The organism is Mesorhizobium koreense, assembly GCF_031656215.1.
GTDB lineage: Bacteria > Pseudomonadota > Alphaproteobacteria > Rhizobiales > Rhizobiaceae > Mesorhizobium_L > Mesorhizobium_L koreense.
Map to the genome: position 1 here is coordinate 1,118,857 of NZ_CP134228.1, position 22,326 is coordinate 1,141,182.

The 22,326-nt window shown below is 64.3% G+C and carries 22 protein-coding genes; 13 read left to right on the forward strand and 9 right to left on the reverse strand.

Going from position 1 to position 22,326, the window contains the following annotated elements:
• Positions 1 to 66 precede the first annotated feature (66 nt).
• Together RBH77_RS05470 and RBH77_RS05475 are read left to right on the forward strand one after the other, a co-directional pair.
• Positions 67 to 2,247, forward strand: a complete 2,181-nt coding sequence (locus RBH77_RS05470) for a primosomal protein N' (RefSeq protein ID WP_311031113.1) — start codon at positions 67 to 69, stop codon at positions 2,245 to 2,247.
• Between the two features lie 46 nt (positions 2,248 to 2,293).
• The gene (locus RBH77_RS05475) at positions 2,294 to 3,541 is read left to right on the forward strand and encodes an NAD(P)/FAD-dependent oxidoreductase (RefSeq protein WP_311031114.1); all 1,248 of its coding nucleotides are present in this window, start codon (positions 2,294 to 2,296) and stop codon (positions 3,539 to 3,541) included.
• Between the two features lie 18 nt (positions 3,542 to 3,559).
• Here the strand turns inward: RBH77_RS05475 and RBH77_RS05480 are convergent, their stop codons facing one another.
• The 4 genes from RBH77_RS05480 to RBH77_RS05495 all read right to left on the reverse strand — a co-directional run bounded on the left by RBH77_RS05480 (position 3,560) and on the right by RBH77_RS05495 (position 6,691).
• Complete coding sequence (locus RBH77_RS05480) at positions 3,560 to 4,285, reverse strand: amino acid ABC transporter permease (protein ID WP_311031115.1); 726 nt, start codon at positions 4,283 to 4,285, stop codon at positions 3,560 to 3,562.
• The gene (locus tag RBH77_RS05485; protein ID WP_311031116.1) at positions 4,249 to 4,944 is read right to left on the reverse strand and encodes an amino acid ABC transporter permease; all 696 of its coding nucleotides are present in this window, start codon (positions 4,942 to 4,944) and stop codon (positions 4,249 to 4,251) included. Before RBH77_RS05485 ends, RBH77_RS05480 begins: the two co-directional genes overlap by 37 nt.
• A 105-nt stretch (positions 4,945 to 5,049) precedes the next feature.
• Positions 5,050 to 5,850, reverse strand: a complete 801-nt coding sequence (locus RBH77_RS05490) for a transporter substrate-binding domain-containing protein (RefSeq protein WP_311031117.1) — start codon at positions 5,848 to 5,850, stop codon at positions 5,050 to 5,052.
• Positions 5,851 to 5,908: 58 nt separating this feature from the next.
• Positions 5,909 to 6,691 carry an amino acid ABC transporter ATP-binding protein gene (locus RBH77_RS05495; protein WP_311031118.1) on the reverse strand — a complete coding sequence of 261 codons (783 nt, stop codon included), beginning with the start codon at positions 6,689 to 6,691 and terminating at the stop codon, positions 5,909 to 5,911.
• Positions 6,692 to 6,920: 229 nt separating this feature from the next.
• Between RBH77_RS05495 and RBH77_RS05500 the strand changes: the two genes are divergently transcribed.
• Positions 6,921 to 7,868, forward strand: coding sequence for a carbon-nitrogen hydrolase family protein (locus RBH77_RS05500; protein WP_311031119.1), 948 nt, complete (start codon positions 6,921 to 6,923; stop codon positions 7,866 to 7,868).
• 10 nt (positions 7,869 to 7,878) lie between these two features.
• Here the strand turns inward: RBH77_RS05500 and RBH77_RS05505 are convergent, their stop codons facing one another.
• Positions 7,879 to 9,270, reverse strand: a complete 1,392-nt coding sequence (locus RBH77_RS05505; protein WP_311031120.1) for an MFS transporter — start codon at positions 9,268 to 9,270, stop codon at positions 7,879 to 7,881.
• A gap of 281 nt (positions 9,271 to 9,551) precedes the next feature.
• Between RBH77_RS05505 and RBH77_RS05510 the strand changes: the two genes are divergently transcribed.
• The 10 genes from RBH77_RS05510 to RBH77_RS05555 all read left to right on the forward strand — a co-directional run bounded on the left by RBH77_RS05510 (position 9,552) and on the right by RBH77_RS05555 (position 18,078).
• A complete protein-coding gene (locus RBH77_RS05510) occupies positions 9,552 to 9,947 on the forward strand; it encodes an AGROH133_08824 family phage infection protein (RefSeq protein ID WP_311031121.1) in 396 nt (131 codons plus the stop codon).
• A gap of 228 nt (positions 9,948 to 10,175) precedes the next feature.
• Positions 10,176 to 10,736, forward strand: coding sequence for a F0F1 ATP synthase subunit delta (locus tag RBH77_RS05515; protein WP_311031122.1), 561 nt, complete (start codon positions 10,176 to 10,178; stop codon positions 10,734 to 10,736).
• Entirely contained in the window at positions 10,736 to 12,265 is a 1,530-nt protein-coding gene (gene atpA, locus RBH77_RS05520) for a F0F1 ATP synthase subunit alpha (protein WP_311031123.1), read from the forward strand. Before RBH77_RS05515 ends, atpA begins: the two co-directional genes overlap by 1 nt.
• Before the next feature lie 22 nt (positions 12,266 to 12,287).
• Positions 12,288 to 13,172 carry a F0F1 ATP synthase subunit gamma gene (locus tag RBH77_RS05525; RefSeq protein ID WP_311031124.1) on the forward strand — a complete coding sequence of 295 codons (885 nt, stop codon included), beginning with the start codon at positions 12,288 to 12,290 and terminating at the stop codon, positions 13,170 to 13,172.
• A 23-nt stretch (positions 13,173 to 13,195) separates the two neighbouring features.
• Entirely contained in the window at positions 13,196 to 14,797 is a 1,602-nt protein-coding gene (atpD, locus tag RBH77_RS05530; RefSeq protein ID WP_311031125.1) for a F0F1 ATP synthase subunit beta, read from the forward strand.
• Between the two features lie 97 nt (positions 14,798 to 14,894).
• Positions 14,895 to 15,302, forward strand: coding sequence for a F0F1 ATP synthase subunit epsilon (locus RBH77_RS05535; protein WP_311031126.1), 408 nt, complete (start codon positions 14,895 to 14,897; stop codon positions 15,300 to 15,302).
• A gap of 154 nt (positions 15,303 to 15,456) precedes the next feature.
• On the forward strand, positions 15,457 to 16,215 hold the full coding sequence (locus tag RBH77_RS05540) for a heme ABC transporter permease (protein ID WP_311031127.1): 759 nt from the start codon (positions 15,457 to 15,459) through the stop codon (positions 16,213 to 16,215).
• A gap of 1 nt (position 16,216) precedes the next feature.
• Positions 16,217 to 16,387 (forward strand): heme exporter protein CcmD, encoded by a 171-nt coding sequence (gene ccmD, locus RBH77_RS05545; RefSeq protein ID WP_311031128.1) that lies wholly within the window; start codon positions 16,217 to 16,219, stop codon positions 16,385 to 16,387.
• The gene (locus tag RBH77_RS05550) at positions 16,384 to 16,959 is read left to right on the forward strand and encodes a DsbE family thiol:disulfide interchange protein (protein ID WP_311031129.1); all 576 of its coding nucleotides are present in this window, start codon (positions 16,384 to 16,386) and stop codon (positions 16,957 to 16,959) included. Before ccmD ends, RBH77_RS05550 begins: the two co-directional genes overlap by 4 nt.
• Positions 16,960 to 17,022: 63 nt before the next feature.
• Positions 17,023 to 18,078 (forward strand): DUF2332 domain-containing protein, encoded by a 1,056-nt coding sequence (locus tag RBH77_RS05555; protein WP_311031130.1) that lies wholly within the window; start codon positions 17,023 to 17,025, stop codon positions 18,076 to 18,078.
• Here RBH77_RS05555 and RBH77_RS05560 read toward each other — a convergent pair.
• The 4 genes from RBH77_RS05560 to mtaB form a co-directional block, all read right to left on the reverse strand.
• The gene (locus tag RBH77_RS05560; protein ID WP_311031131.1) at positions 18,069 to 18,236 is read right to left on the reverse strand and encodes a hypothetical protein; all 168 of its coding nucleotides are present in this window, start codon (positions 18,234 to 18,236) and stop codon (positions 18,069 to 18,071) included. The genes RBH77_RS05555 and RBH77_RS05560 overlap by 10 nt on opposite strands.
• A gap of 164 nt (positions 18,237 to 18,400) precedes the next feature.
• Positions 18,401 to 19,072 carry a septation protein A gene (locus RBH77_RS05565; protein WP_311031132.1) on the reverse strand — a complete coding sequence of 224 codons (672 nt, stop codon included), beginning with the start codon at positions 19,070 to 19,072 and terminating at the stop codon, positions 18,401 to 18,403.
• A gap of 114 nt (positions 19,073 to 19,186) precedes the next feature.
• Positions 19,187 to 20,938, reverse strand: coding sequence for a signal recognition particle-docking protein FtsY (gene ftsY, locus RBH77_RS05570; RefSeq protein ID WP_311031133.1), 1,752 nt, complete (start codon positions 20,936 to 20,938; stop codon positions 19,187 to 19,189).
• 12 nt (positions 20,939 to 20,950) lie between these two features.
• Positions 20,951 to 22,234 (reverse strand): tRNA (N(6)-L-threonylcarbamoyladenosine(37)-C(2))-methylthiotransferase MtaB, encoded by a 1,284-nt coding sequence (mtaB, locus tag RBH77_RS05575; RefSeq protein ID WP_311031134.1) that lies wholly within the window; start codon positions 22,232 to 22,234, stop codon positions 20,951 to 20,953.
• Positions 22,235 to 22,326 lie beyond the last annotated feature (92 nt).

Here is a 22,326-nt window from a genome sequence, read left to right on the forward strand (position 1 = left end):
GAGCGGCGGGCATCCGCCGCATCGTTGGCTTTGATTTAGTGCAAAGTGCGGGCAAGGTCACGCGCCATGAAAGAAGATTCGCGCGAACGACAGGTCGTGCCGGTGCTGGTGCCGGTGCCGACAGCCGAACCGTACTCCTATGCCGTGCCCGAAGGCATGACGGCCGGGCCGGGCGCGATCGTGCGCGTGCCGCTCGGTCCGCGCCAGGTTGCCGGTGTCGTATGGGACGGTGAATGCAGCGCCGTCGATCCGAAAAAGCTGCGTGCCATCGAGGAGGTGTTCGACTGTCCGCCCGTCAACGCCGACATGCGCCGCTTCATCGAATGGATCGCGGCCTACACGCTTTCAGCGCCGGGCATGGTGGCGCGGATGGTGCTGCGCGTGCCGGCAGCCTTCGATCCGGAGCCGCCGCTCGAAGGGCTGCGTTTCACCGGAACCTTGCCCGAGCGGATGACGGATGCGCGTCAGCGCGTGCTCGAACATGCCGGCGACGGGTTGGCATGGACGCGTTCGGGCCTTGCACATGCGGCGGGCGTTTCCTCCACCGTCATCGACGGGTTGCGCGAGCAGGGCACGTTCGAGCCGGTGTTACTGCCGCCAAGGCCCATCGTGGCGGCGCCCGATCCGGGCTACCATATTCCCGAACTGACGCCCGCCCAGCGCGAGGCCGCGGCCTATCTTCGGAAGAAGGCAGGTCAGGGCTTTTCGGTCGCACTTCTCGACGGCGTCACCGGTTCCGGCAAGACGGAAGTCTATTTCGAGGCGATCGCTGCGGCGTTGCAAGAGGGCCGGCAGGTGCTGGTGCTGGTGCCCGAAATAGCGCTCACCCAGCAATTCCTCGAGCGCTTCCAGGATCGCTTCGGTGCGAAACCGGCGGAATGGCACTCCGACCTCGCGCCGCGCAGCCGCGAGCGTGTCTGGCGCCAGGTCGCGGAAGGGGCGGTAAGGGTCGTCGCCGGTGCGCGGTCGGCGCTCTTCCTGCCGTTCAGGGACCTTGGGCTGATCGTCGTCGACGAGGAGCACGACCCGGCCTATAAGCAGGAGGATCGTGTTTTCTACAGCGCCCGCGATATGGCGGTCGTGCGCGGCCATATCGGCGGCTTTCCGGTAGTGCTCGCCTCGGCGACGCCGTCGATCGAAAGCCGCGTCAACGCCGAGCAAGGCCGTTACGAGCGGCTTGTCCTGCCGGCACGCTTCGGCGAGGCGCCGCTGCCCGATATACGTGCCATCGACATGCGGCGCTCGCCGCCCGCGCGCGGCAATTTCCTGTCGCCGGCCCTTCTGGGAGAAATCGGGAAGACGCTCGAACGTGACGAGCAGGCGCTTCTGTTCCTCAACCGGCGCGGCTATGCGCCGCTGACGCTCTGCCGCGTTTGCGGGCATCGCTTCCAGTGTCCCGATTGCTCGAGTTGGCTGGTCGAGCACCGCTTCCGAGGGCAGCTTGTCTGCCACCATTGCGGGCATGCCGAGCCGAGGCCCGAAGCGTGCCCCGAATGCGGGACGCTCGACCATCTGGTCGCCTGCGGCCCCGGCATCGAGCGCATTGCCGAGGAGATCGACGCGCGATTCCCCAAGGCCCGGACCATCGTGCTCTCTTCCGACCTGACGGGCGGCGTGAAGCGGCTGAGGCTGGAGCTGGAAGCCATCGCCAAGGGCGAGGCCGATATCGTCATCGGCACCCAGCTCGTCGCCAAGGGCCACCACTTTCCAGAGATGACACTGGTCGGGGTGGTCGACGCCGATCTCGGCCTCGCGAACGGCGATCCACGCGCCGCCGAGCGTACCTTCCAGCTTCTGAGCCAAGTGACGGGCCGTGCCGGCCGAACCGGCAAGAAGAGCCTCGGCCTGCTGCAGACCTACCAGCCCGACCATCCGGTGATGCGGGCGATCGTCTCCGGCGATGCCGAAGCCTTCTACAGCCGCGAGATCGCGGAGCGGCGGACGGCCGAACTGCCTCCCTTTGGCCGTCTTGCCGGTGTCGTGGTCAGCGCGGCGACACGCGCCGAAGCCGAAGCCCATGCGCGGGCATTGCGCCGCGCCGCGCCTCCCGCCTCCGGCATCGAAGTTTTGGGGCCGGCAGAAGCGCCGCTGGCGCTCTTAGCGGGGCGTCACCGCTTTCGGTTACTCATCCATGGCGGGCGCGACGCCGACATGCAGGGCTTTGTCCGCGCGATGCTTGCGGCGGGTCCGAAGCCGCGCGGCTCGGTGCGCGTGCAGGTCGATATCGACCCGCAGAGCTTTCTGTGACATATCGCCGGGAAGAACGATCGTCGGCCGGCTTGGGGAATTCTCGATGGGCGAACGCGGCAAGAAAGTAGCGGTCATCGGCGCGGGGATCGTCGGTGTCAGCACCGCCGCCTATCTTCTTCGGGCCGGCTTCGAAGTGACGATCGTCGATCCGTTGCCGCCGGGCAGCGCCACCTCTTACGGCAATGCCGGCATGGTCCGGCATGATTGCAATGTGCCCGTCGCGCTGCCGGGAATGCTGCGGCAAGTCCCGGGTTGGCTTGCCGATCCGCTCGGACCGCTGGCACTGCGCCCGGGCTATGCGCTCAAGGCCGCGCCGTGGTTGTTGCGCTGGGTGCGGGCGGGCCGCATGGATGTGGTCAACGCGGCGGCGGACGCGCTTTCGGAACTTCATCGCGGTAACCTCGATTGCTACCGCGATCTGCTGGGCGCGGGGCCGTTCGGCGATCTGATCCGCCCGGTCGGCGGCATCCAGGTCTGGGAGAGCGAAGAGGAGGGCTTGAGCGACCGTATCACGACCGAGATCAATGCAAGGCACAGGGTCGTGACGGAACCTCTCTCGGTCGAGGATCTGAAACGGCTCCTGCCGGGCATTTCCGGGATCGCCAAGCGTGGCCTGCTCTATCCGGAAAACGCTCACACGATCAATCCGCATCGGCTGGTGACGGCGCTTGCCGACGGCGTGCGTCGGGACGGCGGCGTCTTCGCGACCGAACGGGCGCTCAAGATCGTGCCCGCAGAAGGCGGCGGCTACATGCTTCTGACGAATACGGCCAATCGCCGGGCGGACATTGTCGTTGTTGCGGCCGGAGCCTGGTCGAACCGGCTTTTGAAGCCGCTCGGCGCCGGCCTGCCGCTCGAAACGGAGCGCGGCTATCACCTGATGCTGCCCTCACCATCGATCGAGCTGCAAATGCCGGTGCAGATGAAGAATCGCGGCTTTGCGATGTCGCCGATGGAGCATGGCCTGCGTCTTGCCGGAACGGTCGAGATCGCCGGGTTGGAGGCTCCGCCGGACGAACGTCGCGCCAGGATCCTGCTCACCCATGCGCGCGCGCTGTTCCCCGACCTCAAGGGCGGCGAGCCGACGATCTGGATGGGCTATCGCCCGTCGCTACCGGACAGCGTGCCGGCGATCGGCCGAGCGAAAAACCATGCAGGCCTGTTCGTCGCTACCGGCCACGGCCATACGGGCATGATAGGCGGCGGCTCGACCGGACGGCTTCTGGCCGAACTGGTCGCGGGGGCGCCGCCTCATGTCGATCCGATGCCTTACTCGCCGACACGATTCTGACGCTTCGGCCTTGCTCTCTCAATCAAGGTCGATGTGGCGGGTACCGCCGACCTTGCGCTCGGCCCAGCGCGTGAAGCGCAGGACGGGATAGCAGTAGACGAAATAGATCGCGGCGATCAGCCCGTAGACGAAGAGCACGTCGCGGGGATAGCGCATGATCGTGATCTCGCCCTGCCGCGTCAGTTCCGAAATGCCGATCACCGACAGGATGGCGGTGTTCTTGATGATGTTGACGTAGACGCCGCTCATCGGCGGTACGGTCAGCTTGAGCGCCTGCGGCAGGATGACGAGGACAAGTACAGGTATCCGCTTCAGCCCGAGCGAGGCGGCCGCTTCCCACTGGCCGGTGGGGATCCCGTCGATCGCGGCCATGACGATCTCCGCGACATAGCTCGACGTATAGACCGAGAGCGAGACGAAGGCCGCCATGTCCGACGACCATTGCAGCGCCTCGATGCCGGTATTGGGCAGCACGAAATAGAAGACGTAGAGCTGCACCAGGAACGGCGTTCCCCTCAATATATGGATATAGAGGCCGAAAAGCTGGTGCAGGACCGGCACGCGCTGGCTGCGCACGATGCCGATCACGAAGCCGAGGAGGGAACCCGCGACGATGGCGACCAGCGATATCCAGAATGTCTGGACAAAGCCGCTCCACAGGAAGGGCAGGATGGCGACAGTGACGGAATAATAGTGCTGGAGCATCGTCATCTCGCCGCGTTCCAGGCCGGGCCGGCGAGCCATCTCTTGACCATCCAGGAGAGCGTCAGCATGACGGCATAAATGGCGAGGTAGCCCACGGCGATGGTGAGGAAGCTCTCGTTCGGGCGCACCCGCTCACTGTTGAGCAGGAGCCCGGCGCTCAGGAAATCGAACACAGCGATGATCGAGAGCAGCGAGGTGTCCTTGATCAGGACGGCGGTCTGGCCGAGCAGCGGCGGCAGGATGTTGGCGAAGGCCTGCGGCAGGACGATGTAGCGAAGGCGCTGGAGATAGGACATGCCGACCGCCTTGCCGCCCTCGACCTGCCCGCGCGGAACGGAGGCGACGCCGGCGCGCACGATTTCGCTCATATAGGCGGCGTTGTGCAGCGACAGCGCCAGCGTTCCGAGCGTCAGTTCGCTCCAGCGGCCGGTAGCGGGAATGAGAAAAGGCAGGCCGTAATAGATGAGGTATATCTGCACCAGAAGCGGCGTGGCGCGGATGAATTCGACGTAGCCGGCGACCGGGCGCCAGAGCGCGGAACGGCTCGACATGCGCCCGAAGGCGAGCACGGTCCCGAGGATGATGGCCACGACTAGGCTGATACCGGCCGCGATGAGCGTGTTTTCGAGGCCCTCGGCGAAACGTCCGAGATATTGCTCGACAATCCGGTAATTATAGAAATTGAGGATCCAGTTCATCCGCTCTCCGCCTTGCAGGGTGACGGACCGTCAGGAGCCTTGAAGGGTGACGGGGACCGTCAGGCCGGCGCGACGGCTTGGTCGCGCCGGTCGGATCGCAGGCGATTATTTGTGGTCCTTTTCCCAGTCGTTGGACGTCCACCAATAGGCCAGCAGTTCCTGCAGCGAATTGTCAGCCGTCTTCAGTTCGACGTAATTGTCGATCCACATCTTGAGATGGAAGGCGTTCGGGCGCGTGGCGAAGGCCAGCGGCTCGCGCGTCATGGTCCCATTGAGCGCCTTCAGATTGTCGAACTGGCGCACATAGGAATTATAGTCCTGGCCGCCGACCATGCCGTCCACACGTCCCATGGTGAGGGTCTGCGCCACCGCCGGTCCGCCGCCGGAGAATACCTTCAGCGTCGCCTTCGGCAGATATTTCTTCACCGCGTCGGCATAGGTGCTGCCCTGAAGGGCGGCGACGGTCACGCCTTCCTTGTTCAGGTCCTGCCAGGACTTGTAGGGCGAATCCTTGCCCGCGAAGGCGATCGTGTCGTTGAAGAAGATCGGCTTCGAGAACAGCAGTTGCGAGGCGCGCTGCGGCGTCGGCGTCATGTCGCCGGCGATCATGTCAGCCTTGCCGGCCAGAAGCGCCGGGATAAGGCCTTTCCAGTCATAATCCTGGAAGACGGCCTTGACGCCGAGGTCCTTCGCCATCTGGCGCGCGAACTCTACGGCAAGACCGGTGCGCGCGCCGTTCTTGTCGACGAAGCTGACCGGCGGCCCCTGAGTCTGGACGGCGACGATCAGTTCGCCTCGCTTCAGTATGTCGTCCATCTCGTCTGCCTGCGCGACGGTCGCCACCGCGAAGCAGACAGCCGTCATGGCGATCAATCCCGCCGCCAGTCTGGTCAATAGGCTTTTCATTCTCTTCTCCCTTGTTGTCTTTTCGGTTCGATGGATCGTAATTCCCAAGGCATGCAGCCTACAGGATCTGTTCGAGGAACGCGCGCGTCCGCGCCTCATGAGGGGCATGGAAAATCTGCTGCGGGGGGCCTTCCTCGACGATCCGGCCGGATTCCATGAACAGCATCCGCTGGGCGATTTCGCGGGCGAACCCCATCTCGTGGGTCACTACCGCCATCGTCATGCCTTCGCCCGCGAGTTCGCGCATCAGGTCGAGGATGCCGCTCACGGTTTCCGGGTCCAGCGCCGAAGTCGGCTCGTCGAAAAGCATGATCTTCGGGTCCATAGCGAGCGCGCGGGCGATGGCCACGCGTTGCTGCTGTCCGCCGGAGAGTTGGGCAGGGTAGTGCCCGGCGCGGTCGCCGATCCCCACTTTCGCGAGCAGCTCGTGCGCTCGCCGAAGGGCATCGGCGCGTGAGCGGCGCCGCACCACCACCTGCGGCAGAACGACATTGTCGAGCGCCGTGCGGTGCTGGAACAGATTGAAAAGCTGGAACACCATCCCGACCTCGGCGCGCAACGCGTTCAGGTCGGCGCCGGGCTCGGCGATGGAAACACCATCGACCACGATGCGGCCGGAATCGATCGTCTCCAGCGCGTTCAGCGTGCGCAGGAACGTGCTCTTGCCGGATCCGGACGGGCCGAAGATCACCAGCACCTCGCCATGCGCCAGTTCTGTCGTTACCCCGTCGAGCGCGAGATGGGACCGGCCATCGGCCAGCCGATAGGTCTTGCGGACGTTTTCGGCGACCACGATGGGCCGTGAATCGGAACCTGCCGCGGCCGGCGCGGCTTTGCCCATCCTGCTTCCGGCACTTCCGGCTGCAGCCAATGGCCCCTCTCCTCCGGCCAAGAATTCCCTCCCGAGCGCCTTTTGCTTATATCTTCGGCGCGCCGCATGAAAGCCGATCCGCAGGGGCAAGACAAGCCATTTCGCAGGATGCGAAATCCGTTCGTGCCTCAGGTGGCGACGCGGGAAAGATTGGTCTAGCCTCGCCCATCAGCTTTGCAATTCAGTCCGGAGAAACCAGATGCCGTTTCGCGCCGCAGTCGTTCAGATCGGTTCCGTGCCTTTCGACAAGGAAGCCACCGTAGAAAAGGTGGTGCGCTATATCAACGAAGGTGCAGCGACCGGGGCGAAGCTGCTGGTCTTTCCCGAAGCGCTGGTCTCGGCCTATCCGAAGGGCGCCGATTTCGGCGCGCGGGTCGGCGGCCGTCTACCGCGCGGGCGTGACGATTTCCTGCGCTATCACAAGAGTGCGATCGACGTTCCCGGGCCGGAGGTCGGTGAGATCGCAGCCGCCGCGCGCGAGGCGGGCGTACATGTCGTGATCGGTGTCATCGAGCGCGATTCCGGCACACTCTACTGCACCGTTCTCTTCTTCGGACCCGAACAAGGCTATCTCGGCAAGCACCGCAAGCTGATGCCGACGGCTTCGGAGCGGCTGATCTGGGGTTTTGGCGACGGCTCGACCTTGCCAGTCTACGACACCGCGATCGGCCGCCTCGGTTCGGTGATCTGCTGGGAAAACTACATGCCGCTGATGCGCACCGCGATGTATGCCAAGAAGATCCAGCTCTATTGCGCGCCGACGGCCGACGACCGTGACACATGGCAGGCGACGATGCGGCATATCGCGCTCGAAGGCCGCTGTTTCGTGCTGTCGGCCTGCCAGTATATCACGCGCGGCGCCTTCCCCGACGATTATGACGCGATCCAGGGCGACGAGCCGGATACGGTGCTGATGCGCGGCGGCAGCCTGATCGTGTCGCCGCTCGGCGAAGTGCTGGCCGGCCCCAACTTCGACTGCGAGTGTATCCTGACCGCCGATCTGAACCTCGACGACATCACCCGTGGCAAATACGATTTCGACGCGGTCGGGCACTATGCCAGGCCGGATGTGTTCCGCCTGCTGGTAGATGAGAGCGCGAAGCCGGCGATGCTGAACAGCGTCGGCTTTGCCGAAAGCGGGGAGTGAAACCGCTTCCTTAATCCTGCTGTTCTTTCGGTTTCGCCGACCAGGCGAAGGCGGCACAAGCGATCTGGACGCAGCCGCCGAGCAGCATGGCCGCGCATAGGCCGGTTTCCTCTCCTCCGGCAAAGGCGAATACCGAGCCGAGAATGGCGACGCCGACGGTGGCGCCCGCCATGCGGGCGACATTGATCAGCGAGGAAGCCGTGCCCGAACGGGATGCGGCGACCGCGCCCACCGCGATGCCCATCAGCGGCCCGGTCGCGATGCCCATGCCGAGGCCGGTCAGCGTCAGACCTATCTCCTCCGCCGGGAAACTGGACAAAGTAGCGCCGATGGCGATCAGCAGTAGGCCGAGCCCGATGATGGAGACGCCGCCGCTCGTCACGATCCGCGTCCCGAAGCTGCGTACCAATGCGCCCGTAAACGGCGAGACGAGTACGAATATGAGCGCCATCGACATCATGGCGAGGCCGGCCTGCGTGGCGTTCAGGCCTCCGGTGCTCTGCCAGGTCAGCGGCAAGAGGAAAAGGGTCCCGTACATGCCGAAGGTCATGCCGGCGGTGGCGACCGCGGCACCACGAAATTCGCGGATGCGGAAAATATCGAGCGGCACGAGCGCAGCGGCGCCCTTGGCCGCCTCGACCCTGACGAAGAGGATGGCCGAGATCGCGCTGACGGCAAGGGCAAGCGCGGCTTCGGTCCATGAGGCATGCGATTCGATTGCGGCATAGGCGAGCGCTCCCAACGCGATCATGCCAAGCGCCTGCGCCGATGCATCGAAACGGCGGCCGACGGGATCGCGTGATTCGGGGATCGAAATGGGCGCCAGGAACAGGGCCGCCGCACCGAGCGGAATGGCGATGAGGAAGACGCTCGACCAGCCGAAATGATGGATCAGGACACCGCCAAGCGTCGGCCCGATGGCAAGCGCCAGCCCGTTGCATGCCGCCCAGATGCCGAGCGCGCGTCCACGCTCGGCCGGCTGCTGCCAGACCACGCGGATGTTCGCAAGCGATGCCGGGATGATGAGGGCCGCTCCAAGGCCTGCCACGGCGCGGGCCGTAATGAGGATTGCGATGGAGGGCGCGAAGGCGCAACCGAGCGAGGCGAGCGTCAGGACAAGGCCGCCTGCCATGAAAATGAGTCGCCGGCCGTAGAGATCGGCAAGAAGGCCTCCGGTCAAAAGGAGAACGGCGTAAACGAGGTTGTAGCTGTCGATAACCCATTGCATGGCGCCGACGCCGGCATCGAAATAGGCGCCGATCGGCCGCATGGCTAGGTTGACCACAGCCGTGTCGACCTGAGCGACGAGAACCGCGAGACAGAGCGCAATCAGGGCGAGTTGGCGATGCCCCGCGCTTCGGGCCGGAGAGCCGTCCACGATCCTTGTATCGATTATGTTCACCGCAGGCTCCCTCTGCTTTTGTTTCGACAGAGTTTGTAAGGGCAAAGCGGGCGAAGATGCTTCGGTTCTGATCGAACTGTGCATGTCGACCGGTCGCGCGAATCCACTTTGCCAATCTAGGGCCGGACCCCCATTGCCGCCCACCCGGTTTTGTCAGGAGACTTTGCCGCCGCAAATCCGGCTTGCTTTCCCTCCTACCCGTCGCTGCGCGGAGTTCCCGCTTGACTTCATTTGCCCGCACCCTTCAATGCGGGCGGAGACGTCGCTTCGAGGGGATATGGATGGAGCTTTCCTTTCCGTGGCCGATGAGCCAGGGCGAATGGCTAGCCTGGATTTCGGCCGCGGTGACCGTTCTCCTCGGCGTCTTTTTTCTGTTTGCCGCGGGTACGGGGCTGAAGGCGCTGCGCTTGCAGACCGCGCCGGACCGGCCGCAGGCGCTGGCGGAAGTGTGCGGCCGTGTGGCGGGCTTCTATCTTGGCCTCGGGCTAGCCGCGATCCTGCTCGCCCAGCCGCTGATCTATATGGCGCTCGGCTTTGCCTGGGCGTTTACGGCATTCGGCCGACTGGTCTCGATGCTCTCAGACGGCGGCGGCAGGCTCTACAATCTCGTCCTATTGGTCGTGGAGGTCGTGCTGGCGGCGTTGCCACTTCTCTTCGCCTTCGGACTGGTGTCGTAGAATCCCTACGAGCGACGGCCGGGCGGGGCTGCGACAATCCTTACCAAAGTGCGGGATCGCACGGTGTTGCGAGTCGGAATAGCCTGTGCTAGACGGCAGGCGACATTCGATCGGGGGATGCGGCATGTTCATTCGCACGGTCGGGAAATATCAACAAAGTCAAGGGTTTAGCCGCGATTTGTAGCTGGCGCGCGAAATCCTGACAGCCAGCCGAGAGAAAAACCGTCCGTGGCACAGTCCGGTTCGCTCATCTCAGGTGTCGCAGAGCGCTATGCGGGCTCGCTTTTCGAGCTTGCCCGGCAGGAAAACTCCGTCTCGAAAGTCGAGGCCGACCTCGGCCGGTTCGAGGAACTGCTGGACGGCAGCGACGACCTGAAGCGGCTGATCTCAAGCCCCGTCTTCTCCGCCGAGGATCAGCTTCACGCCATTTCTGCCATCGCCGACAAAGCGAAAATCACCGGTCTTGCGGGCAATTTCCTACGCGTCGTGGCGAAGAACCGACGGCTTTTCGCGGTGCCGGGCATGATCCGCGCCTTCCGCCAGATCGCGGCCGAAGCCCGCGGCGAGGTGGCCGGCGAGGTGACATCCGCGCACAGGCTGACGCCGGCGCAGGAAAAGGAATTGAAGGCGACGCTGAAATCGATCGCGGGCAAGGATGTCGCGATCAGCGTTTCGGTAGACCCCTCGCTGCTCGGCGGCATGATCGTCAAGATCGGCTCGCGCCAGATAGACACTTCGCTCAGAACCAAACTGAATTCGCTCAAGCTTGCACTTAAAGAGGTCGGCTGATGGATATCCGCGCCGCGGAAATTTCCGCAATCCTGAAAGATCAGATCAAGAATTTCGGCCGCGAGGCCGAGGTCACGGAAGTCGGCCAGGTGCTCTCCGTCGGTGACGGCATCGCCCGCGTCTACGGCCTCGACAACGTCCAGGCCGGCGAGATGGTGGAGTTCCCCGGTGGCATCCGCGGCATGGCGCTCAACCTCGAGAGCGACAATGTCGGTGTCGTCATCTTCGGTAACGACCGCGACATCAAGGAAGGCGATACGGTCAAGCGCACCGGCGCCATCGTCGACGTTCCGGTCGGGCCGGAACTCCTCGGCCGCGTTGTCGACGCGCTCGGCAACCCGATCGACGGCAAGGGGCCGATCAAGGCCAAGGAGCGCAAGCGCGTCGACGTGAAGGCGCCCGGCATCATTCCGCGCAAGTCGGTGCACGAGCCGATGTCGACCGGCCTCAAGGCGATCGACGCGCTTATCCCGATCGGTCGCGGCCAGCGCGAGCTGGTCATCGGCGACCGCCAGACCGGCAAGACCGCCATCATCCTCGACAGCTTCCTCAACCAGAAGCCGCTCAACGAAGGCGACGACGAGAGCGCCAAGCTCTACTGCGTCTATGTCGCCGTCGGCCAGAAGCGCTCGACGGTCGCGCAGTTCGTCAAGGTCCTGGAAGAGCGCGGCGCGCTCGAATATTCGATCGTCGTCGCCGCCACCGCTTCCGACCCGGCCCCGATGCAGTTCCTGGCGCCGTTTGCCGGCTGCACGATGGGCGAATATTTCCGCGACAACGGCAAGCATGCGCTGATCGGTTATGACGATCTCTCCAAGCAGGCCGTGGCCTACCGCCAGATGTCGCTCCTGCTTCGCCGCCCGCCGGGACGCGAGGCCTATCCGGGCGACGTCTTCTACCTGCATTCGCGCCTGCTCGAACGTGCCGCGAAGATGAACGACGACAATGGCGGCGGTTCGCTTACCGCGCTGCCGATCATCGAGACGCAGGCGAACGACGTGTCGGCCTACATCCCGACCAACGTGATCTCGATCACCGACGGCCAGATCTTCCTGGAGACGAATCTGTTCTTCCAGGGTATCCGTCCGGCCGTGAACGTAGGCTTGTCGGTGTCACGCGTTGGCTCCGCCGCCCAGATCAAGGCGATGAAGCAGGTCGCGGGCTCCATCAAGGGCGAGCTTGCACAGTACCGCGAGATGGCGGCCTTCGCGCAGTTCGGCTCCGACCTCGACGCGGCGACCCAGCGTCTGCTCAACCGCGGCGCACGCCTGACCGAGCTCCTGAAGCAGCCGCAATTCTCGCCGCTCAAGACGGAAGAGCAGGTCGCGGTGATCTTCGCCGGCGTCAACGGCTATCTCGACAAGCTTGCGGTCGCCGATGTCGGCCGTTTCGAGCAGGGCCTGCTTGCCCATATGCGCTCGGAAGGCAAGGCCGTACTCGACGCGATCCGTAAGGAGAAGGCGCTTTCCGACGATCTGCGCGACAAGCTGAAGGCCCAGATCGACGCCTTCGCCAAGAACTTCGCCTGACGCTTAAGGACGGGTTTCGGGCATGGCGTCACTAAAGGACCTGCGTAACCGTATCGCCTCGGTCAAGGCGACGCAGAAGATCACCAAGGCGATGCAGATGGTCGCCGCGGCGAAGCTGCGCCGTGCCCAGGAGGCTGCGGAGGCGGCAAGGCCGTATTCGGAGCGCATGGCGACCGTGCTTGCCAATGTCACGCGCACGATCAGTGCCGGCTCGGACGTGCCGGCGCTGATGGGCGGCACCGGCAAGGACGCCGTCCACCTGCTGGTCGTCTGTACGGCGGAGCGCGGCCTTTGCGGCGGTTTCAACAGCCAGATCGCGCGTCTTGCGCGCGATCATGTGCGGCACCTTCTGGCCGAGGGCAAAACGGTCAAGATCCTCTGCGTCGGCAAGAAGGGTTTCGACATCCTGCGCCGCGATTTCGGCGCCATGATCATCGACCGGGTCGACCTCCGCGAGGTGAAGCAGATCGGCTTCGCTAATGCCGACGCGATCGCGCAAAAGGTGATCGGGCTCTTCAACGCCGGCGAGTTCGATGTCTGCACGCTGTTCTATTCGCAGTTCAAGTCGGTGATCTCACAGATCCCGACGGCGCACCAGCTTATCCCGCTGAAGACCGAGGCTGCCGCCGAGGAAGATGCGGGCACGGACGGGGCGATCTACGAATATGAGCCCGATGCCAGCGAGATCCTCGGCGATCTCATCCCGCGCAACATCGCGGTGCAGATTTTCCACGCGCTTCTGGAAAACGCGGCCGGCGAGATGGGCGCCAAGATGACGGCGATGGATAATGCCACCCGGAACGCGGGCGACATGATCAACCGGTTGTCGATCACCTACAACCGCCAGCGCCAGGCGCAGATCACCAAGGAACTGATCGAAATCATTTCGGGCGCCGAAGCGCTCTAGACGAACAGGAAAGAGGTTAGACAATGGCGAAAGCAGCGACCCCGAAGACCGCCGCCAAGGCCGCCCCCAAAGCAGCAGCGAAAGCCGCCCCCAAGGCCGCTACGAAGGCCGCTGCCGCGAAAACGGCTGCTCCCAGGGCTGCGGCAAAGGCCGCTCCGAAGGCCGCGGAGAAGAAGGTTTCGGCCCCGGTGCGCAAGTCGGCTTCGGTTGCCACCGGCACGGTCGCCCAGGTCATCGGCGCCGTCGTCGACGTCGCCTTCCAGGAAGGCAAGCTCCCGGCCATCCTGAACGCGCTCGAGACCGACAATGGCGGCAATAGGCTGGTGCTGGAAGTGGCGCAGCATCTCGGCGAGAACACCGTGCGCTGCATTGCCATGGACACGACCGAGGGCCTGACCCGCGGCCAACCGGTCAGCGATACAGGCGCGCCGATCTCCGTGCCGGTCGGCCCGGAGATGCTCGGCCGCATCATCAACGTCATCGGCGAGCCGGTGGATGAGGCCGGCCCGGTCGATGCCACCGAGTATCGTCCCATCCACGCGCCGGCTCCGGCCTATGTCGAGCAATCGACGGAAGCCGCGATCCTCATCACCGGCATCAAGGTCATCGACCTCCTGGCTCCATATGCCAGGGGCGGCAAGATCGGCCTGTTCGGCGGCGCAGGCGTCGGCAAGACCGTGCTCATCCAGGAACTGATCAACAACATCGCCAAGGCGCATGGCGGCTATTCGGTGTTCGCCGGCGTCGGCGAGCGTACCCGCGAGGGCAACGACCTCTATCACGAGTTCATCGAATCCGGCGTCAACAAGAAGGGCGGCGGCGAGGGTTCCAAGGCCGCGCTCGTCTACGGCCAGATGAACGAGCCGCCCGGAGCGCGTGCCCGCGTCGGCCTGACGGGCCTCACCGTCGCGGAATATTTCCGCGACCAGGGCCAGGACGTGCTGTTCTTCGTCGACAACATCTTCCGCTTCACGCAGGCGGGTTCGGAAGTGTCGGCGCTCCTCGGCCGCATCCCTTCGGCCGTGGGCTACCAGCCGACGCTCGCGACCGACATGGGGGCGCTGCAGGAGCGCATCACCACCACCACCAAGGGCTCGATCACCTCGGTGCAGGCCATCTACGTGCCGGCCGACGACCTGACCGATCCGGCGCCGGCGACATCCTTCGCCCACTTGGACGCGACGACGACGCTGTCGCGCTCGATCGCGGAAAAGGGCATCTATCCGGCGGTGGACCCGCTCGATTCCACCTCACGCATGCTCGATCCGATGATCGTCGGCGAGGAGCACTACCAGACGGCGCGTCTCGTGCAGTCGACGCTTCAGCGCTACAAGGCACTGCAGGACATCATCGCCATCCTGGGCATGGACGAGCTTTCAGAAGAGGACAAGATGACGGTGGCGCGCGCCCGCAAGATCGAGCGCTTCCTGTCGCAGCCCTTCTTCGTGGCTGAAGTCTTCACCGGTTCGCCGGGCAAGCTGGTCGACCTCGCCGACACGATCAAGGGCTTCAAGGGTCTCTGCAACGGCGAATACGACCATCTTCCGGAAGCGGCCTTCTACATGGTCGGAACCATCGAGGAAGCCGTCGAGAAGGCCGAGAAGCTGGCCGCGGAAGCGGCGTAAGAGAGCGAGTAGCGAATAGGGAGTAGCGAATAGGGTTGGTCGAAAGCTTATGCGGATTTCCTTCGCTATTCGCTATTTCGCTATTCGCTAATACGCCATGGCTGAATCCTTCAAGTTCGAACTGGTCTCACCGGAACGGCTCCTCGTTTCGGAGGAAGTCGAGTCCGTCATCGTCCCCGGCAAGGAGGGCGAGATGACGGTGCTCGCCCGCCATATGCCGGTCATGACCACGATGCGGCCGGGACTGGTCACCGTGAGGACCACGGACGGTCGCACCGAGCGCTACGTCGTCTATGGCGGCTTCGTCGACATATTGCCGGATTCCTGTACGCTCTTGGCGGAATTCTCCGTGCACGAGAACGATCTCGACCGTGCCGATCTCGGCCGCCGGGTGCAGGAGACGCGGGACGCCATCTCGCAGGCGGAAAGCCCCGAGCACCGGACCAAGCTCGAGGAATTCCTGCACCAGCTGGTTACACTCGAAAACGCGATGATCCCGGCCTGATTTTTCAACCGGGTTGGATCGAAAAAGCGGGCTTCGGCCCGCTTTTTTTGTTGCTGGTGGGCGCGACGATAGAAATTTCGTGAGCTCTTTCATGCGACAGAGTGCATATGGCCGGTCGATTGCCGTTTCGCCCCACCGCGGCTATGGTTCAAGCATGAGCGATACCACTATCGGCACTGGACGCTGGAGCGATCTCGCCAACCCGACACGGTTCATGGCGCTGGCAGATCGGCTCGTGCCATGGTTGGGCGGGCTGTCGGCCGTCATCCTCGCGGTCGGTCTGTGGGCGAGCTTCAACGCGCCTGCGGACTACCAGCAGGGCCTGACGGTCAGGATCATGTATATCCACGTGCCCTTCGCGTGGCTTGCCATGCTCTGCTACACGCTGATGGCGGCCTCGGCGCTCGGTACGCTGGTATGGCGTCATCCGCTTGCCGACGTCGCGCTGAAATCAGCGGCGCCGATCGGGGCGGCCTTTACCTTTCTGGCGCTGGTCACCGGCTCGATCTGGGGCAAGCCAATGTGGGGCACGTGGTGGGTCTGGGATGCGCGGCTCACTTCCGTCTTCGTGCTGTTCCTCATGTATCTTGGCCTGATCGCGCTGACCCGCGCGCTCGGCGATCCGCAGAAATCGGCGCGCGCCACGGCAGTCCTGACGCTTGTCGGCTTCATCAACATCCCGATCATCAAATTCTCGGTCGACTGGTGGAACACGCTGCATCAAGGCGAGTCTGTCTTCCGCCTCGACGGGCCGACCATCGCGCCGAGCATGTTGTGGCCGCTGATGGTGATGGCGGTCGGCTTCACGTTTCTTTTCTTCACGCTGCACATGGCGGCCATGCGTACGGAAATCCTCAAGCGCCGCGTCGTCACCATGCGGCGGCTCGCCGCCCGCAGCGCCGACAGGGCCTGACATGGACCATCCCTGGTTCGTCGCCACCGCCTACGGCATCTCGGCGATCGTGATCGCCGGCCTGATCGGGTGGATCCTGCTCGACGGTCGGGCCCGGCGGCGAGACATTGCCGCGCTCGAGGCGAGCGGTGTGCGTCGTCGCTCGGCACAGGACAAGAGCAGGCAGGCGTGAGCGTGGAGAACAGTACGACGAAAAGGCGGCGAAGCTGGCTCGCCATCCTGCCCCTTGTCGTCTTCGCGAGCCTCGCGGCGATCTTCTTCATCCAGCTCCGCTCCGGCGAAGACAGTTCGTTCGTTCCGTCCGTCCTGATCGGGCGCGAGGCGCCGGCCACGAACCTGCCACCGCTCGCCGGCAGCGATCTGCCGGGCCTCGCTTCCACCGATTTCAAGGGGCATGTCACGCTGGTCAATGTCTGGGCGTCGTGGTGCGCGCCTTGCCGCGAGGAGCAGCCGCTCCTGATGACGCTGAAGGGCGATCCGCGCTTCCGGCTCACGGGGCTGAATTACAAGGACAAGCCCGAAAATGCGCTGCGCTTCCTCGGCGAGATGGGCAATCCCTTCGCCGCCATCGGTGTCGACGAGAACGGCCGCACCGCGATCGACTGGGGCGTCTACGGCGTGCCGGAAACGTATCTCGTCGGCAAGGACGGCCGCGTCCTTTATAAGCATGTCGGGCCGTTCACCGAACAATCGATCACCGGCGAACTGATGCCGGCGGTCGAGAAGGCGGCTGCGGGCTCGTAAGCTTCAATTCCAACTTCCATGATCTGAAAAAACGACCCTTCTCGTCCATCCCGGATGCCAATCATGAACGACCAGATCGCGGCGCATTTCGAGGCGCAGGCAAAAGCGTGTGACGCGCTCGGCTCGCCCTTTACTGCACGGATATGCCGGGCTGCGATTTCTGTCCTCGATGCAGGAACGGAGACGGGAAGGCGTGTCCTCGGCTGGCCGGGAGATCCCGGTGCGGACGCCTTGTCGCTCAGGCTCGTCGGCGGCCTGCACGCGCTGGTCCTTTCAGGCACCGATGAGGAACTGGCTACCGTCTATCCGCCGAACGAGGCGGACGACGCCAAGCTTCGGGACACGCTCGCCGATGCAATCCGGAGGCGCGACGCCAACCTCGTCAGGTCCCTGGCTTCGCCGCCGCAGACCAACGAGATCGCCCGCTCGGGCATGCTGCTGCCCGGTTTCCTTTTCATCGCCCGCAAGTACCGTATGCCGCTCGCGATCCACGAAATCGGATCGAGCGCCGGGCTCAACCTCAATTTCGACCGGTTTCACTATCGCTATGGTTCGCTGGAATGGGGCGACGCCGGCTCGCCGGTGCAACTGGCGCCCGAAGTTAGAGGTAATCCGCCACCGCTCGAAGGCAGGCTTTCCATCGTAAGCCGCGAAGGCTGCGACATCGCCCCAGTCGATCTGGCCGATCCGGTGAAGCGCCTCGGCCTCAGATCTTATATCTGGGCGGGCCAAACCGGGCGGCTGGAGCGGCTCGATGCGGCGATCCGCGTCGCGATGCAATTTCCCGTCCACGTCGTTGCAGCCGATGCCGCGATGTTCGTAAACAAAAGCCTGGCCGGACGTGTGTCCGACCAGGCATTTGTGCTGTTTCACTCGATCATGTGGCAGTACATGCCGGGGGCGACGAAGTCTGCAATCGAGAAATCCATGAGCGAAGCCGGCGCGGAGGCGACCGAAAGTTCACCGGCCGCCTGGCTCCGCATGGAGCCATTGGCTCCCAAGGCCCGGCATGCGACCCTCTCGCTGACAAGCTGGCCCGGTGGAGAAACCAGGCATCTTGCCGATTGCGACTATCACGGCCGCTGGATCGAATGGGTTGCCGGCCCTGCTCAGCCGTAAATCTGTTTGCGGACGTGACGCAGCATCTCAGTACGGTTGCCGTTCATGTCGGCGAGGTCCCGGTCCGAGAGGGAAAGGATTTCCGAGACAAGCTCGTTATAGCGCCTGTGCTTGGCGATCCGGTCCTTGGTGCGGGAGATCATATCGTTGAAGATCATCGGAGGTCTCCTGTTCGCGGCGCCGCCTTGACGGCGCCCTGGTTTTCCTCCCTGGGTTCTCCATAAAGATGGCTTGATTGTTCTGCATTGCAACATTTTATGCTGCAATGCAGTATTGATCCCGGCGCATGGCTCAACACAAGGAAACGGCGAGAACGTCGGGTCTATTCCTCGGGTTTCTCCTCCGGCGAGTGCCGCGCGATCAGCGGCATCTGCGTCAGCATGAAGAGGAAAGTGAGGGCGGTGAAGCCGAAGAGCTTGAAGCCGGCCCAATATTTGTCGGCGAGGTCCGGTGGATAGATGTGGCCAAGCGTGCGCCAGACGATCTCGTTCAGTACAGCGCAGCCGAGGAAGAACAGGCCCCAGCGGAAGGTGAGCTTGCGCCAGCCTTCCTCGTCGAGCTGGAAGGCCTGGTCGAAGACATAGCCCAGAAGCGCCTTGCCGAAGGCGAGCCCGCCGAGAAGCAAGCCGCCGAACAGCGCATAGACCAGCGTCGGCTTCATCTTGATGAAGGTGTCGTCGTGGAGCCAGAGCGTGAGCCCGCCGAAGAACAATACGACGACGCCCGACACCAGCGGCATAAGCGCCAGCGTCCGCGTCAATATCCAAGAGACGGCAAGTGCGGCCACGCTCGTCACCATGAAGAGCGCTGTAGCGATGAAGATCGGCTTGCCGATTTCACCCAGCACCGGAAACAGCGTCGTCAGCCAATCGCCCTTATAGGTGACGAGGAAGAAGACGATGAGCGGCCCCATTTCGAGGGCGAATTTCAGGCCGGGATTGATCTTCTTCTGCCGCGGGTCGCCGGGTGCGCGTTCGATGATGGGTTCAGCCATGAAATGCCGTTCCTGAGGGTTTTGCCAGAGATTTTTGAACGAACGTCGTTCTGCCCGTAGCCGAGGATTGTGGCGAAGGCCAGCACAAAGGCCTATCCGCCGTGGTTTCGCCGGTCACGCTACGCCGGCAATTGCTTGCGCGAATTCCTTTGCCGAGAACGGCTCCAGATCGTCCACCTGCTCGCCGACGCCGATGAAATAGACCGGCAGCTTGTGCTTGGCGGCGATGGCGACGAGGATACCGCCACGTGCCGTACCGTCGAGCTTGGTCAACACCAGCCCGTTGACGCCGGCGATGTTGCGGAAAATCTCGACCTGATTGAGCGCGTTCTGCCCGGTCGTGGCGTCCACTGTCTGCAATACGGTGTGGGGTGCTTCCGGATCGAGCTTGCCCAGCACGCGCACGATCTTTTCCAGCTCCGCCATCAACTCGGCCCTGTTCTGCAACCGGCCGGCCGTGTCGATGATGAGCACGTCACTGCCGGCTTCCTTCGCTTTTTCGAAGGCGTCATAGGCGAGGCCGGCGGCATCGGCGCCGAGCTTGGAGGCGATCACCGGCGAATGCGTGCGCTCACCCCAGATCTTGAGTTGCTCGATCGCAGCGGCGCGGAACGTGTCGCCAGCTGCCAGCATGACCGAAAGGCCGCCTGCGGTAAGCTTGGCGGCGAGCTTGCCTATAGTCGTCGTCTTGCCGGTACCGTTGACGCCGACGACGAGGATGACATGCGGCTTGTGCGACAGGTCGAGTTCCAGCGGCAGCGCGACCGGCGCCAGCACCTTTTCCATTTCGGTCGCCATGACGCCGCGTACTTCCGCATCGGAGATATCACGGCCATAGCGGCCCGAGGCCAGCGCGTCGGTGACGCGGATCGCCGTCTCGACGCCGAGATCGGCGCGGATCAGCACGTCCTCGAGGTCCTGCAGCGTATCCTCGTCCAGTTTCCGCTTGGTGAAGATACCGGCGATGTTGCCGGTAAGCTCGCGCGAGGAGCGCGACAGGCCGGCCCGCATGCGCTGGAACCAGGACTGGCGCGGCGCAGGAGCGGGCTCCGGAGTCTTCTCGGGCTCCAGCTTCCGCTCGACGGCCTTGGCGACGGATACTTTGCCTTCCGGTTTGCGTGGTGAAGCCGGTGCAGCAGAGGGAGGTGTCTCGGCCGCGCCCGGTGTTTCCAGCGGCGGCTCCGGCACAGCCGGAACGTCGTCGGGCTCGGGTTGCGGCGTCTCCGGTGTTGGCTCCGGCGGGACCTCGGGCGCAGGCTCTGGCTCAGGAGGGGCCGCCTGCGGTGCTGGTTCGGGCTTCTTTGGGCCAGGCTCCGATGGCGCTTCGGGTGCCGATTCCAGTGCAGACGGAACCTCGGGTGTCGTAAGCGGCTCCGGCGTAGGCTTTGGCTCTTCGCGGATCGGCTCGGCCGATACTACTGGCGGAGGCAGCGGTTCCTGTTCCGGTTCAGCGGGAACTTCCGGTACCGGAGCAGCCTCCGGCCGCGGCTTCGGCTCGCCCGGCGTCTCTTGCCGCGCGGGTTCCAGCTCTTCTGCTACAGGCTCCGAGAGCACTTCTGGCGCTGGCCCCGGCTCGGGTTCGGACGGAGTTTCAGGCGTAGGAACCGGTTGCGATTCCGCTATCGGATATGCCTCGGGTGCTCGCTCTGGCGCAGGTTGCTCGGGAGGCGGCACCGGTTGCGGCGCAGGTTCCGGCTCGGCGACAGTGTCGCGGGCGACTGGGGGTTCCGGCTTCTCGGGCGCCTTGCCCTTGAAACCTTCCAGCGCATCGAGATTGAGCGGCGGAAGCGTCTCGTCTTCCGCCGGGCGTTCCTCGACCTGCTTCTTGCCGAAGGAAAAGACCTTCTTGATGAATCCGAATGCCATATCGCCTTCCGCTCAGGCGGCCTCGGCCGCGGGCACACGGGCGATCAGCCGCGCGCCGTCATGGCCAGCAATGATGGCATCGACGATTTCGCCTGGCACGCCGGCATCGATGGCGGCCACCGTGAAACCTTCAGTGCGGCCGATGCCGTCATGCTCGACCAGGATCGATTGCCGACTGCCGATCAGCCGGTCGAGATGCGCGCGGTAGGCGCGCTCGCCCGCCTCGCGCAGCCGCGCCGCGCGCTCTTTCACGACCGCACGCGCCACCTGCGGCATGCGGGCGGCCGGCGTTCCCTCGCGCGGCGAGAATGGGAAGACATGAAGATGCGTCAACCCGCATTCCTCGACGATCGCCAGCGAGTTCTCGAACATCGCTTCCGTCTCGGTCGGGAAGCCGGCGATCATGTCGGCGCCGAAGACGATATCGGGACGCAGCCGCCCTATTTCGGCGCAGAAACGGATGGAATCGGCGCGCAGATGGCGGCGCTTCATGCGCTTCAAAATCATGTCGTCGCCGGCCTGCAGCGACAGATGCAAATGCGGCATCAGCCGCTTCTCAGCGGCGATTGCCTCGACCAGTTCCTCGTCGGCTTCAATGGAGTCAATAGAGGAAAGGCGCAGCCGGCGAACCTCCGACACTTGCCGCAGGATCGTGCGTACCAGCCGGCCAAGGCGCGGCTTGCCGGGCAGATCGGCGCCGTAGCTCGTCATGTCAACGCCAGTCAACACGATCTCGGCATAGCCGTTGCCGGCGAGGCGCTTCACCTGCTCGACGACGGCGCCCATCGGCACGGAGCGGGAATTGCCGCGGCCGTAAGGGATGATGCAGAAGGTGCAGCGGTGGTCGCAGCCGTTCTGCACCTGCACGAAGGCGCGGGCGCGGCCCTCTATGGCGTCCACCATATGCGAGGCGGTTTCCCTTACGCTCATGATGTCGTTGACGCGGACCTTCTCGGTATCGTTGACGCCGAAATCCGGCAGAGCGCGGTAATTGTGCGCGGCAAGCTTTTCCTCGTTGCCGAGTACCAGATCGACCTCGCCCATGGCGGCGAAGGCGGCGGGGGCGGTCTGCGCGGCGCAGCCCGTCACGATGATGCGCGCATCCGGCCGTTCGCGCCGCGCCTTGCGGATCGCCTGCTTGGCCTGCCGCACGGCCTCCGAGGTCACCGCGCAGGTGTTGAAGACCACCGCGCCGCCGTCAAGCTCGCCAAGGCCGGCCTTGCCCGCCTCGCGCCGCATGACTTCCGATTCATAGGTGTTCATGCGGCAGCCGAAGGTGACGATTTCGAGAGCCATCAAACTGACTCCCCGGCCGTCTTACCCCCACCCCTAACCCCTCCCCACAAGGGGGAGGGGGACTTTCTGGCAGCCCCACATTGCACCAAGTA